At 38.0% G+C, this 13,651-nt stretch carries 15 protein-coding genes and 1 pseudogene; all 16 read right to left on the bottom strand.

The genetic code is table 11. The features are described from left to right. A pseudogene (locus tag BFA01S_RS10925) lies at positions 1 to 205 on the bottom strand (phage tail family protein); the annotation flags it as partial. Next, a complete protein-coding gene (locus BFA01S_RS10920; RefSeq protein ID WP_066229815.1) occupies positions 206 to 5,854 on the bottom strand; it encodes a hypothetical protein in 5,649 nt (1,882 codons plus the stop codon). It abuts the pseudogene before it with no gap. 13 nt (positions 5,855 to 5,867) lie between these two features. After that, positions 5,868 to 6,065: a hypothetical protein gene (locus BFA01S_RS22825; protein ID WP_169800469.1), complete on the bottom strand. Its 198-nt coding sequence runs from the start codon at positions 6,063 to 6,065 to the stop codon at positions 5,868 to 5,870. 137 nt (positions 6,066 to 6,202) lie between these two features. Continuing rightward, the gene (locus tag BFA01S_RS10910) at positions 6,203 to 6,655 is read right to left on the bottom strand and encodes a tail assembly chaperone (protein WP_066229812.1); all 453 of its coding nucleotides are present in this window, start codon (positions 6,653 to 6,655) and stop codon (positions 6,203 to 6,205) included. A 61-nt stretch (positions 6,656 to 6,716) separates the two neighbouring features. Then, complete coding sequence (locus BFA01S_RS23445; RefSeq protein WP_156483601.1) at positions 6,717 to 7,019, bottom strand: fibronectin type III domain-containing protein; 303 nt, start codon at positions 7,017 to 7,019, stop codon at positions 6,717 to 6,719. Next, complete coding sequence (locus tag BFA01S_RS10905) at positions 6,958 to 7,473, bottom strand: phage major tail protein, TP901-1 family (protein ID WP_066229809.1); 516 nt, start codon at positions 7,471 to 7,473, stop codon at positions 6,958 to 6,960. Before BFA01S_RS10905 ends, BFA01S_RS23445 begins: the two co-directional genes overlap by 62 nt. 14 nt (positions 7,474 to 7,487) lie before the next feature. Further along, a complete protein-coding gene (locus BFA01S_RS10900) occupies positions 7,488 to 7,892 on the bottom strand; it encodes a DUF3168 domain-containing protein (protein ID WP_066229806.1) in 405 nt (134 codons plus the stop codon). A gap of 4 nt (positions 7,893 to 7,896) precedes the next feature. Continuing rightward, complete coding sequence (locus BFA01S_RS10895; protein ID WP_066229804.1) at positions 7,897 to 8,319, bottom strand: HK97-gp10 family putative phage morphogenesis protein; 423 nt, start codon at positions 8,317 to 8,319, stop codon at positions 7,897 to 7,899. Continuing rightward, positions 8,312 to 8,638 carry a phage head closure protein gene (locus BFA01S_RS10890; protein ID WP_066229801.1) on the bottom strand — a complete coding sequence of 109 codons (327 nt, stop codon included), beginning with the start codon at positions 8,636 to 8,638 and terminating at the stop codon, positions 8,312 to 8,314. Before BFA01S_RS10890 ends, BFA01S_RS10895 begins: the two co-directional genes overlap by 8 nt. After that, positions 8,625 to 8,951 carry a phage head-tail connector protein gene (locus BFA01S_RS10885; RefSeq protein ID WP_066229795.1) on the bottom strand — a complete coding sequence of 109 codons (327 nt, stop codon included), beginning with the start codon at positions 8,949 to 8,951 and terminating at the stop codon, positions 8,625 to 8,627. Before BFA01S_RS10885 ends, BFA01S_RS10890 begins: the two co-directional genes overlap by 14 nt. A gap of 1 nt (position 8,952) precedes the next feature. Then, positions 8,953 to 9,123 (bottom strand): DUF7210 family protein, encoded by a 171-nt coding sequence (locus BFA01S_RS22415; RefSeq protein ID WP_156483600.1) that lies wholly within the window; start codon positions 9,121 to 9,123, stop codon positions 8,953 to 8,955. A 13-nt stretch (positions 9,124 to 9,136) separates the two neighbouring features. Further along, complete coding sequence (locus BFA01S_RS10880; protein ID WP_066229791.1) at positions 9,137 to 10,186, bottom strand: major capsid protein; 1,050 nt, start codon at positions 10,184 to 10,186, stop codon at positions 9,137 to 9,139. A 16-nt stretch (positions 10,187 to 10,202) separates the two neighbouring features. Then, positions 10,203 to 10,571 (bottom strand): hypothetical protein, encoded by a 369-nt coding sequence (locus BFA01S_RS10875; protein ID WP_066229788.1) that lies wholly within the window; start codon positions 10,569 to 10,571, stop codon positions 10,203 to 10,205. 12 nt (positions 10,572 to 10,583) lie between these two features. Then, a complete protein-coding gene (locus BFA01S_RS10870) occupies positions 10,584 to 11,198 on the bottom strand; it encodes a DUF4355 domain-containing protein (protein WP_066229785.1) in 615 nt (204 codons plus the stop codon). A gap of 88 nt (positions 11,199 to 11,286) precedes the next feature. Next, positions 11,287 to 12,300: a phage minor head protein gene (locus tag BFA01S_RS10865; protein ID WP_066229782.1), complete on the bottom strand. Its 1,014-nt coding sequence runs from the start codon at positions 12,298 to 12,300 to the stop codon at positions 11,287 to 11,289. Continuing rightward, positions 12,278 to 13,651, bottom strand: a complete 1,374-nt coding sequence (locus BFA01S_RS10860) for a phage portal protein (RefSeq protein ID WP_066229818.1) — start codon at positions 13,649 to 13,651, stop codon at positions 12,278 to 12,280. The genes BFA01S_RS10865 and BFA01S_RS10860 overlap by 23 nt, the downstream gene beginning before the upstream one ends.

Below are 13,651 nucleotides of genomic sequence, written 5' to 3'. Positions count from 1 at the left end.
CATCTTGCACAATTAGAAACTCTATCGATATCATTCTCTCATTTAATATACTGTCGGTTAGAGTACTCCCGTCTTGAAAAGGGGACTTTTGTAGTTGTATTTCTGCTTCTACATCACCTAATCCATCAACCTTTTGTAAATAAAAAGGAGGACCGCCGAAATGAACGACCTCCCCAGTTGCACTTGTAAATGTTAATCGCTCCATTTAGATCCCCCATTCTATGGCTTGTTGCTGTCCTACTTTTCTCAATGCACGCGCATTTTCGCTTGGTGATAAAGCAGTTGGTGAATGTAAGTGAACTTCTTGCTTAAATCCTCCTGCAGCAAAACAATTTTCTTTCTGATGTATCCAAAGATCAATATCCAACTTCTGTTCAATCTGTCGTTTCAGTTCATCCATTTGAAGTCCTACTTCTACAGATGAACGGCTAATATTAATATTAGATACATCAGGCTTAAACCACTCGGTCATATTGGCAGTCGCTGATATAGCTTTACTTTCCATTGCATTAATACCAACAATCAAACCTTTTACAAGATTTTTACCAATAACGTCCCTCATCCATCTGGATGGTGAATGAATATCGAAAGCACTTTGAATCGTAGAACGAACAGAATCAGCAATCTCCTGAGCAGTAGACACTAAATTTCCTCTCATGGCATTCATACCATTAATTAACCCTTTAATTGCATTTTGTCCGATTACAGGTAAAGATGCATTCATAGCATTGAATTCAGTAGTTGTGCCCGTTCTAATTTCCTTTACTTTACCAACAAATTCGTTTTTCAGTGAATCTAATTTTGTTTTAGTATTTTTACGAAGCTCATCGATTTTACTTTCAGTCTCAACCCTTAAACCTTCCATTTCAGAAACAGCTTGCTGTCGGGCAATATTAGATTTCTCTTTCCATAGCCCTTGAAACTCGTTTAACTGTGCATCACTCATCGAAATAAGTGCTTTGGTTTCAGCTAAAGCTTTAGGACCCATTGTTTGCAATTCTGCTATCAGTCCATCATCTACGCCCCTGGCAGCCAAAGCCTTCATGTTCTTTGCCCAGTCAGACATCACAGATACCTGATTTTTCAAATTATCGATGAGAGATTGACTTGCAACCTCTTCCTTTTCTGCTACTTCTTCAAATGTTCCAGCAAAACCAATCAAAGCAGCAGTCCGATCATCAACTGATTTTTGATATTCATCACGAAGTTTCTGTTCATCCTCAATCAACTTCTGATTGACTTCTTGAATCTTTGTTAAGTAATCATCGCTTAAAGATTTCAACTTCTCATGAATATCTCTCTTAATCTCCATAACTTTTTGTTCTGCTTCAATACGCTCGGCCGTACCTTTTGTATAACGTTGTGATACTTGTTCCCATGCAGCTAACTCTTGAACAAGAGACATTTTATTAAGCTTTACCTTTTCTTCGATATAAGCCTTTTCTTTCTCAAACAACTCTTTGTTGTAGTTCAACTTGGCATCACGAAGCTGTAGTTCGGCAAGACGTTTTTCTTCTGTTCCATTTTTGAATTGTGTAACAGCCTTTTCCCATATCTTCACTTCATCTGCTAGAGATATATTTTCTAGCTTTCCCTTATTAGAAATAAAGTTTTCGATTGATGTTAACTTATCCTTTAATAAATTCGACTCAATTTTCTTAATTTCAGAAGCACTCTTTTTCTGAATATCCGCAATTTTTTTAGAAGAGTTTTCATGAATTCTTTCAATTTGTCGGACTTCAGAAGCTGTTAATGCTCTTTTCTTTTGCTTTGCATTTTTTTGAATAGCTGCAATATCTTTTTCCGTTTTGATTTCTATATTTTTAATTTCTGTAGAGGATTGTCTCTTTATCTTCGCTATTTCATTTGCTGTCTGGTTATTTGAGTTTACAATGAATTTATTAAATTGATTAATTAGGTTGGCACTTGCCTGCATTCCATTTTTAAAGTCAGGAACTGCTGCTTTCGCTACCTTATTTGTAGCTGATGTAACAGAACTAATAGCTGCTTCCATACCAACGGCTATTCCTTTAGTGATCCAAACACCCACCTCATCACGCATAACACGTGACGGAGAATGAATACTTAACGCACCCTTAATCCCATTTGTAATTGTGCTTGCAATAGATTTAATTTTACTTTGAACTGCTCCCATCATAGAGCCTATTCCGTTTATTAATCCTTGGATAATATTTCTCCCAATGCTTACTAGATTAATAGATGATAAAAATGATTTAGCTGCATTCCATCCATTGACAATAGCTGTTTTTACACCATTCATAGCATTGGTAACAGCTGACTTCAATGAATTAAACACATTCACAACAACAGATTTAATGCTATTAACAGCACTCGTTACTGCAGATTTTATAGAATTCCAAGCAGAAGTAATCCCTGATCTTATTCCATTCATCACATTGGAAATGGTTGACTTAATACTATTCCAGACACTCGTAATAGTAGATTTCACGCTATTCATCGCACTTGTGATAGCTGATTTAATGACATTCCATATACTTGTCACATTAGACTTAATAGCGTTTAGCACACCTGATATAGCAGATTTAATCGAATTCCAAATACTTGTACTAGTGGACTTGATACTGTTCAGCGTATTAGAGATAGTCGATTTAATTGTGTTCCATACAGAAGTAACTGTAGACCTAATTCCATTAAGAACACTAGTGATGAAAGATTTAATACTGTTCCAAATCGTTGTGATAGTGGATTTAATTCCGTTAGTGATCGTTGAAATTGTATTTTTCACTGCATCAAATGCTGTTTTCACTGCATTTTTAATAGTGTTCAATGTATTGTTAAATATAGTCTGAACAACATTCCAGGCTGATTGCATAGTAGACTTAGCTTTCCCGCCGAAATCTTTCATCGGTCCGATAAAAGTACCGAACTGCAGTTTTACTACGCCTAAAATCCCTTGCAGTAAACCACTCGCAATCTGCTTAACACCTTCCCAAACACCCTTCCAATCCCCTTGTATTAATGCTGAGAAAGTTTTCACAAGACCCAGAATAACGTCAATGGCTCCACCAATTGTTGTTGTAATAGCATTCCATGCATTAGAAATAACCGACTGGATAGCCGGCCAGACAAAACTAATAATCGCCATGACAGTGTTCATCGTTGTAGTAATTTTAGAGACAATAGCATCCCAAACAATCTGTGTTGCTGCTTTTATACTCTCTTGGTTTTCATTCCAAAATTGAGTTATTTTCGACCATGTGCTCATTAAAAATTCCCCTATTGCACTTACAGCAGTCGAAATAGCAGTTTTTACAGCATTCCACACTTCATCTACTTTTTGACGAAATGCTTCATTATTGTTATATAAACTGATAAAAACAGAAGCTAGTACACTAATAATAGTAATAATCCATCCAACCGGACCGCCCAAGAGACCAAATGCTCTTGCCAATAAAGGTAATGCCCGTGAAGCAAGGTTTGTTATAAACGGGAAGATCCGACCGATCGTAGCACCTAAGTTAGCAAATAATGGTCTAATAAAACCTAACGCTCTACCTAGTCCTCCCATAATCGCCGTCCCTAATCCACTGAATAAAGTAGAAAAGGCAATAATATTTGGAACAATTGCAATAAAAGCACCTACTAATGCAATAAGTACTGCAATAATTTGCCCAATAATCGGATGTGCTCTCATCATGCTGTTAGTCCATGATAAAAATCCATTGACCATATCCAGTAATTTTGAGCCTAGAGGAGCCATACCGATTCCTAAGTTCACAAGGAAATTAGTTAGATTCCCTATTAAACTGATTACTTTCGGTGCATTATCTCTAACATAACTAATAAAGTTCTGGAATCCTTGATTTTGCCCTAGAGAGGCACTCCACTCTTTGAATCTTGCCATCATATTTTGTAATGAAGTCATCATATCCGAACTCAATGGACCAAATGCAGCAAAGAAATAAGTCACACCTGCTAATGCATCTCGAAAGATCGCCCGTATTTTCGGCATATTCTCGTTGATGTAATTGACGAATGACTCAAACTTTTTACTTTTGGATAATCCATCTGCCCACTTAGCAAAATTTTGGCTCATCTGTAAAAATCCATTAGCTGTATTCATTGCCAATGGACCAAATGCTACCATCATGCTCATAAGACCTTGGAACAGATTCCCGATTGCTTTCCCGGTGATCTCTAGCAAAGGACCAGTATCTTTATTTAAATAATCAAAAAATGCTTTAATTGGTGGAGATTCTAACGACTTATTTAATGCTGTCATCAGATTGTTTACAGCTTGAGTTGCTGAAGCAAACAACGGCTTTGCCATCTGCAACATTTTATTGGCTGCCTGCATACCTTTTGTAAAGACTTCAAGCACTGGTTTTTCGAGTTCTTTTGCAATCCCCTGATATGTCTTTTTGAAACCGTCAAATGATTTTTTCGCTTCTTTTTGAGCTTTATTTAATTTCGCTTTTTCATCAAAAATTTTAACAATGGCTGGTACTGCTACTGCCGCAAAAGCAACCGCTGCTGCCCCAGCTGCTAAGAATGCAGTAACAAGAGCAAATGTTGATCCTGCTACCGTTCCGATCATAGGACCAAGTGCACCAATCAATCCACCAATACTTGCTAAAATAGGAGAAGCAGTAGAACTAAGGGCAATAAAAGCACCTCTTAGTGTATTACTCATAAGTTCACTAAACGCTCGAATATTACTCGCGATACGTCCAATCGTCTGCTGAAATCGTTCAATACGTGCCTCAATTTCAATAATAATATTTCGACCATCAATTGCACTCATTGCTGCACGTACTGCAGCAAGTGCTCCAAAGAAACGGCTAGTGCTTGCATTGACAACAGCTGTGATCCTATCCCGAACAAATGCGACCGCAGCTGTTCTAGCAGCTGCTAGTCGGGACATAAACTGGCTAGTGTTTGCTCTAATATTGGCAATAATGCGATCACGGATAAAAGTAGACGCTTGTGCTCTTGCATTCGCCAATCCTGCTGTGAATCGAGCAATATTTGCATTAACCGGCACGATAATCCGGTTATATATAAAAGCATTAGCTGCTGCCTTAGCTGTTGCCAAGCGAGACATAAACTGACTTGTATTCGCTCGAATACTAGCAATAATTCGATCCTGAATGAAGGCTGAAGCCTGTGCTCTTGCGTTTGCTAATCCCGCAGTAAATCGTCCGATATTAGCATTGATTGGCACAATGATGCGATTATATATAAATGCGTTCACTGCTGCTTGAGCTGTAGCTAATCGGGCCATAAAATCTGTAGTATTCGCTCTGATTCTTACTACAATACGATCTCTAACGAAAGCAGATACTGCTATCCTTGCCGCAGTTAACCTTGCCATGAACTCACCAGTATTTACATTAATAATCGCTGTGATTCTATCACGAATAAAAGCACTTGCTGTTGCACGTGCAGCTGATAAACGAGACATAAATTGACTTATATCTATGCTAAGTAATGCAGTAATTCGATCACTTATAAATCCTAGAGCTGCTGTTTTTGCTGCAGCTAACCCTCTTAAAAACCCTCTGGTATTAGCAGTGATACGAGCAATAATTCGTTCACTGACAAACTCCTGTGCTAAAGCTTTAGCTCTTAAAATACTGGATGTAAAGTCATTGATTCGCGCCCTGATTTCCGCAACTGTTTCACTCCGACTAAAACGTCTCAATTGTTCACGAGCCTGCGCCATACGAACCCGGAACTCATTGATTTTAGCTGTAATTCGTGCGGTAATATCAGTTAATTGAAAACGTTCTGCCTGTCGCTGCGCTTCTCTGATACGACGTTGAAATTCTCTAATATTAGCACCTATAATAGCTGTGAAATTAGCTAGCATCCGTCATCCCCCTTTACTGTGGTCTATAATTTTTCATGGCTTCCTGAGCTTTGCGATAACGCTCCAAATCAATACGTGGCTCTCTACTTTCCTTCCAATCAGCTGAATCATTCAAAATACGTTTTCTGGCTGTTTCTGCATCGAACATTTTCTTTTCCGTCGCCTTTTTAGCATTTTGAGCATAACGGTTAAACATAGCTTGCTTCGCCATTTGCTCATAAATATCGACTGTTCGTAGCTGTGCACCTTTTATAAAATTTTTAAACTCCCGTGGTGTCCACGAGAGTATTAAGTCAACATCATATATTTGTAGATAATGAGCAGAGTCTACAAACAATTGATCATAATCTATGCCTTCAGCTCGTCTCGGGCCGCGATCATCATGTTGTATGCCTTGAAATTCGTTGCTTTTTCTTCCTCGTCTACTCCCGTTTCTTTCAGTAACTCTAAGTCGCGCCAGAAGTTCCGAGCTTGTTTCCCGAAAAAAGCAGATTCATCAATTGCTTTGAAAGCTTCCTTAAATGCTTCCTCTGTTCCACCGTCTTCTTCAAAACGATCTTCAATCGCTTCCTCAATTTCTTCAAGAGAAGGTTTATCCTTCTTCAAGTAATCAAGTGCACAATCCCAGAACGCTAATAAATGCTTATTTGAATATTGCAGCAGATTCATATAGATATTATGAAAACCTCCCGTTTCGTTACCGTCTTTATCTACTCCTGCGTATTTTTTATCTGCTAATTTATCAAATTTAAAAGTACATTTCCCTTCAAGTTCTCTACCTTTAACTGTTAATACTGCCATCTTTACATTCCTCCTAAAATAGTAATTTATGAAAAGAAAAAAGAGCCAAGAAATGGCCCTTTTACGCTGTCGTGACTGTAATTTTATTGCTACGTAATGATTCAACCTCGTTTATCACTGCGGTAACTTCAAAATTATATGCTGTTGCTGTAGTTAAACCAGTTACTTTATATGTGTTGGTATCTGAAGTTCCAACTTGTACGTTATCTTTATAAATTCGGTACGAAGCCCCGCCAACAGCATCCCACGTCAACGTTACCGTCGTTGCTGTAGGTATACTAGCTGTTACATTCGCGGGCGCATCAGGGAGTAGACTTTTGGTTAGGAAATTCCCCTGTTGCTGCACCCGGTTTCTCAAATCCATAACGAGCAAATTCAATCATTTCTGGTGGTAGTGGATCAAGCTCCCCTTCTTGTGTAGAACCGATAACTTGCACAGTTGCAGAAACTTCTGTGAATCCATCTTGCGGATTAGACTTCTCTACACTTTCTACAATGCAATAAGCGAATACAGCGTCATGTTTACCACTAGCATTTTTATTAATATCTACTTCCCATACTTTCAGTTGTTTTTTCTTTTTGATTGCATCAAGAACTGCTTTTTGTCCCGGATCACCAGTTTCGCCATATGCGAAGAACTCAAATGACTCACTATTTTGGCCATATCCTACGATACGACCAAACTTCGTCTGTTCATCAACAATTTCGTTTTCAATTGAATAACTATTTTCTGTTAAGTTACCAATTAACATACCTTGTGCTGCTAGAGCTGCATCTGTTGATTGAACAAGTAAAATAGTATCTTTACCTTGTTGCATCTATACATCACTCCTTAAATATTTTGTATTGTATACCGCATTCGTAAAACCCCGTGTTTTATTTTCGGATCAATATCATCAAATACGGTCATTCCTCGCCTTTCTACTTTCAATAATTTGAAACCCTCTATGTCTAGTTTGTAAGAAAGAGATTTTAAGCAGGCATTTAAAATGTTATATGTCTCTTTCTTTCCTGCATAATCAGACCACACGTGAATAACGATACTAATTTCCTCGCCAAATGTGCTTTTTGTATCAAAAGGCAACTCACTTGGTTCGCCAATAACAACATAGGGATATGCTTGATTTTCTGGAACAGCATCAAAAACGCCTGTAACCATTCCCGAGATTACCGGATCTGATGACAGACGTTGATAAATAGCTTTTTGTAATTCCCATAAGGCTGTTTCATAACTCATTTAATCACCCCAAACCACCTACAGCTTGTCGAAAATGACGTTCGCCTATATCTACTGCAGGTCCCCAAAACTCTTGTGGACGCTGACCTCTTGTAGTTACATATCTTCCTAATTTAGTAGAATAGTATGTCCAAGGTGTTGTGCGACCATCACCGTTTTTAGCATAAATACCGGTACCGTACTCAACGTAAATCGCATAATGAGCACTCACTGTCACCCTTGCTGTTAATCCCCCTTCTAAAAGTTGTACCTCAATGCTACTCCTTAAATTCCCATCATCTACTGGAGCTAGTGATCGGGCATTAGATTGAATAATATAAGCCGTTTCTGCAACAATTCGTTTCACTTCACTCTCAATTTGATCACCGTATTCCTCTAATGCATGAGCAAGATCAGCACCGCCAAATCTTCTTCTGATTCTAGCCATTCTGCACCAATTTTAATGGCAGCCGTATAATTTCATGCTGTCCTCCCTGATCTTCAGGACGGCCGACTATTTCGTATGTTTCCTCTTCAAATACAGCACGCATATCCGTTTTTATATCAGTCCTATATGGATAATACAAATAACGGTCAAGTGGATTGTTCAATTGCATTGCTTCATAGCGTTCTTTACTAGTTGGTGTATCCATGAAACCTTCCATTGTTAAGAAAGTTGTCCATGCTTTTTTATGACCGCCTCCACCATCGGAAACTGAGGCTAACTCCTGAATTGTGACTTCATGTGGAAATTCATCGTGAAGCATGGAATTTCACCTTCTTATAGGGACGTAAATACTTGTAAAGAGTCTCTGGAAACTCTAAATCGTATGAATATGAAACAGATCCCATCGACCGGCTTTTCAGTCCTGTTTTTAGCTGATTATGTTCAATAGCTTTAGCGAGAAAAATTTTCACACCACCTGGAATATCTGGAGGACGGAACGAATTATTACAGTAAGCCTCTACATGCTCCAATAAAATAGGGAGCATAGCACCGTAATAATCATCGTTCACTGTGCTTCGCTCCCTATTTATACCTTTAATTTCTTTAATTTCTTCTGGTGTGGGTTTCCACATATTACTCACCTACTTCAATAACACCGGCTTCTTCTAATTCTTCTTGTGCTTTTTTTGTAACTGATAAAGAGTCACCTTTTTTATAACGATCCTTCCCGTACTTTACATTACGATTAAAAACCACTTCGACTTTAGTAGTCTTTGAAGATTGTATTTCTGTTGTTTCAGTCACTAGATTTCACTCCTTAGCTCACTTTTGCGATAAAGATTTTATCAAGGTTCTCGAATGATGGAAGAACAATTTCAGACACAATAGTTTGTACGTTAACCGGATGTGCTTCTTTAATTGTTGTAATTGCTACACCTGTATTAACAATTCTTACATCAGCATTTGTAGAGCCTGTCATTAAATCAGATTCCTCTGGTGTTGTACCATAGTATGTGTTGCCTAATGTACCACTTCCAGGAATTAAAGTGATATGATCGTCTGGATAGAAATTCTTCGTTGTGCCATCTTCTGCGATATATTTTTTGTTGTACACAGCAAATGTAACTCCCGTTTTGGCTTCTAAATACTGACGTAACATGCTATCTGTCAAAATAACATTTTGTCCACCAATTGGATTCATATCCAATTTAATAGATTTATTCTCCATCAGATAGTTCCACGTTTTGCGTGTTAATATAGCACGTGTTGGACGCTCACCAGTATCATCCTCGACTGTATCCTGCCATTTAGTAATGTCTTGGATCGGTGTTGAGTTTGCTGTATCTGACCATTTTGCAGTCATAAGCAGCTCCTCTTTATGATCTTCACTCATTTTGTAATCGTATGTGTAATCCTGACGGTTCGCTACAATAGCAATAGTACCGGTAGATAATAGCTGCATGCGCATACGCTCTGGTTGTACCGTTGCACCGTCTACAAGAGTGGTTACATCATCAAAAATCTTATTAACTACGGTTTTGACCATTGCATCTGCATTGGAAGCAGCCAATGTATTTAGTTGTTGACGGTCTTTTTCACCGATCTGCATTGCTTCACGGAAAAATGGCATTTCCGTTTGTACTTCCTTAAATCCGATACGGTCACGCAATGTTGCTTTTGTATCAAAAGCAGATGGCATCAACGCAACCGGCAGCCCATTTGCACCTTTGATCCAACTTAAATCTAGTCCCAATTGTTTCTTCGCAGGAAAAAGTGTTTCACCAAGGTATGGAATACGATTAGAAACTCTCTCACTGTAGTAAGCAGCAATATTTTTCGCACTTACATTATCAAAAATAGTTGGCATACTCATTCATCCTCTCTTATTTCAAAAATGTAATCTGTTTTAATGCAGTCATTTCTTCTGCAGTTGGAGTGGCCGGTAGTTTGTTTAAATCAACGAAACCATGGATTAATAAAGCTCCTGAAGCAGGCCCGTAAGTAACATCCACATCCTCAAACAACACACCTTCCGCATTTGATACACCTGTAGTAGTTGTTGCTTTTACTGCTTTTTTAGTTTGATCTGCTAATACACCACCACCAAGAATTGTGCCAGCAGCAACAATCTTCTTACCTTCTGTATTTGTTGCAACACCTGCATCATTCACTGTGATCGCCAGGTTTACATAATGATCAGGGAATTTTAAGATCGTTTTTTTATTTGTATAAGTCGTTTCTACATATTTCATTGATTATCACTCCTATCCAAAATAGTTTTCTTGTGCTTTAACTGCACCTTCAACATTTCCATTGAATTCTTTGGCAATCTCTTTGCCGTAATCTCCATCATTGCTACTTCCACTAAACCCCTTATTTACATCACGGCCATTTTCTTTAAATTTGTTTTCTACTGCTGCCTGTACTGCTTTTGTGTATACTTCTTCAAATCTGCCAAGGTTTGCTGTTGTAGACTCTTCATCTTCTGCTAAAAAGAAATTAACAATATCAGTTGGCAATCCTTTATCAGTCGCTTGCTTCATCGCAATATTCATGAGTTTCTCTTTTTGAGCTGCTTTCTTCTGACTCTCTAACTCTTTCTCAAGTGCAGCAATACGCTTCTGTTCCTCTGTTTCCTGTGGATTACGTTTCGTAAGTTCTGCCTCCACCATAGCTTCAAGATTATTAGACTTCCATGTTTCCAAAGCTGTATGATGATGCTTATCCTTTTCTGAATCCAAATCACTTTTTACTGCTGCATTTGTTGTCACTGCCGTTAATATGTCACCTTTCTCCAACGACTTAAAAATATGTTGAATGAAAGCCGACTTGTCCCCAGCTTCAATAAGCGCTTTTAATTCTTCAAAATTTACTTGCATATTAGTTTCCTCCTTGTCCTTCGTACGTCTCCACCCACGAAACACATAATAAATAGCCCTGTTTTATGTCTGTTGGCTAAAGACAATTTTATGAAGCTAACTTCTTTTTCCACTCTTCAAATGTTACATAAGGAATAGTAACCGAAGGCGGCTGTACTTCCTTTTGAGCCTTTTTAAGTGATTGTAAATATGTTAATCCTTCATCAGCCATTAACGAGTCTATACGATCTGCTAACTTCTGTTGATAATCAATATCCATATAATCTCGACCACGGCGATATTCTGGAATCATGTCATTAACAGTATGCATTACTACACAACGACAATTAATATCCATGTCTGCTTTCCCCCACAAATGCGGTCCCTTTGCTTTCATACCTTTATAATGGAAATAACCATCTTTATCAGCTTTCTGACCATCTAGCTTTCTATGAGAAGCCCGGACACGTAAATCTAATGAACTCATCCAAACCTTTCCCATCTTCACATACTGAGAGGCTTGATCTGCTACCTTTCCGTCAGCAATACTTCTAACTCTTCCTGCCTCTGTTCTCGCAACCAGTCTAGCTTTCTTTTGCGAAAAACCAACAGCTTTTCGAATCCTCTCAGCCATATCTGCATAGCTCTCGCCAGCAATAAGTCCTTGTGAAATTTCAATATTAATCTTTCTTACTATTTCATCTCGATGCTGCTTAAAAATCTTAGGCAATGTTAAAAATTCAACCGGATTAGCGATAGCTTCACGGACAATAGCTGTTGATGGAATAGTAAAGCCCATTTCCTCACCTGATGCCATCTGAAACAGAAAGGCAGCCATTAAGAAATTCTCCACATATTGCGTCTCCATGCTTTTATTTACTTCCTTAATAAGCTGCCGGTAATCATCAGAGAACATTTTTGAGATAACTTCCATTTCCTTCTGAAACCGATTGTACTTATTTAAATCAGTCCAAGACGGCTCCCCACCTTTGCCATACTTGCGATATATTTCAGAAATGCGAAACAAAATTTCTTTTAATCGCTTAGCAAAAATAATCTCAATGTCAGATTCAGCTTTTGCCAACAGTTTATCTAATCGGTTATGAATCTCCTGTTGGTTCATCCTCTTCACCGCCTAACGGTTCAAGCTGATCACCGTACAGCAAAGCATCTTGTTGCATTTCATCTAATTCATAATCGACATTATCAACAAATGAAAGAAGGGAAAGACGTGTACGTTCACTTACATGTCCTTTTAGTTCTTTTGTTGACCGTGCTTCATCTAAAATATTAGCTGGAAGATTACGTTTAAAGCCAAAGAACACTTTCAAGTAATCCTCTCTATTAACTCCTTTCCTTTTTGCCCAAGCGCTGAATAATACTTTAAATTGATAACGCAGTGATGAAGTGAATTTTCTTTCCATCGTGATACATTTATTTTCAAGTGCCATCATTTTCAACTTCATAGCAATACCACTCGCATTTCCGGCAAACTTTTCATCAGCGAAATTCACCGATTTAGCAAAGCGCATTATGTTATCTTCTAATCTATTTAAATGATTCTCGATCATCGTGTCGTTAATATCTTTAGTAAGATAACGCACATCATCATTTTCACCAAACAACTCAAATATCCCCGATTTTTTCAGCTCTTTTAATGTATCTTCATCCGCACCCATCCCTTTCAAAATAAGATAAGCCAAGCGATACTGTTCAATTTCATTCGAGGCATCAGATAATGTTCGGTCGTATGCATCGATGAGAGCTAGTACTTTCTCTGCATCAGCTTTTAATTCTTTATTGTTAGCAATCCCAAAAAGAGGATTATATTCAAACATGTGTGGCTGAATATCAACCAATTCAAAATCATTTCCTTTAGCTTGTGAAAAATAATAAATATATACGTAATCATAAAACTCTGCAAAGATAGTATTATCAGATGAATAGTATCGTAAGGAATAAATCGGTTCATGAATATCCTCTCCGATAAACACTGCTTCCCAGGGATCAATATTTTTAATACGTTCCTTTCCTTCTTTATCAATGTAGGCTAAACGCGCTGAATATCCGCAAATAGCTGCCATTTTCCCACACTCTGCATCGTCATCTTCCGCATTGTTGCGTAACAGGAATTCCGAAAGCTGCTCTTTTATTGCTTTGTCTTTGTTGTCGACATCATAAGCAATTGGATGTCCAAACATATAACCAATCTTTGTATCTACTATATCTACATCAAATGCATTGTTTAAGAGATTATTAACTTTATCATCTAATCTCCGGATAGCTGAATTGGTACCAAATCCATCAAACCGTGCTGGCCCGCGTTTGAATATTTTGGGCCCATCTACATCAGCCTTATACCTCTCATATAATTGTTTCGTTCGGTCATGATCTTCTTTATGAGATTGAATAAGAGCCTGTACAATTTCCTCGTTAATTCCATTTGCATCGATTTGTTTTTTGAACTGAAGCAC

Source organism: Metabacillus fastidiosus NBRC 101226 (genome assembly GCF_001591625.1).
Taxonomy (GTDB): domain Bacteria; phylum Bacillota; class Bacilli; order Bacillales; family Bacillaceae; genus Metabacillus; species Metabacillus fastidiosus.
This window is presented reverse-complemented; position numbering and strand designations above follow the sequence as displayed.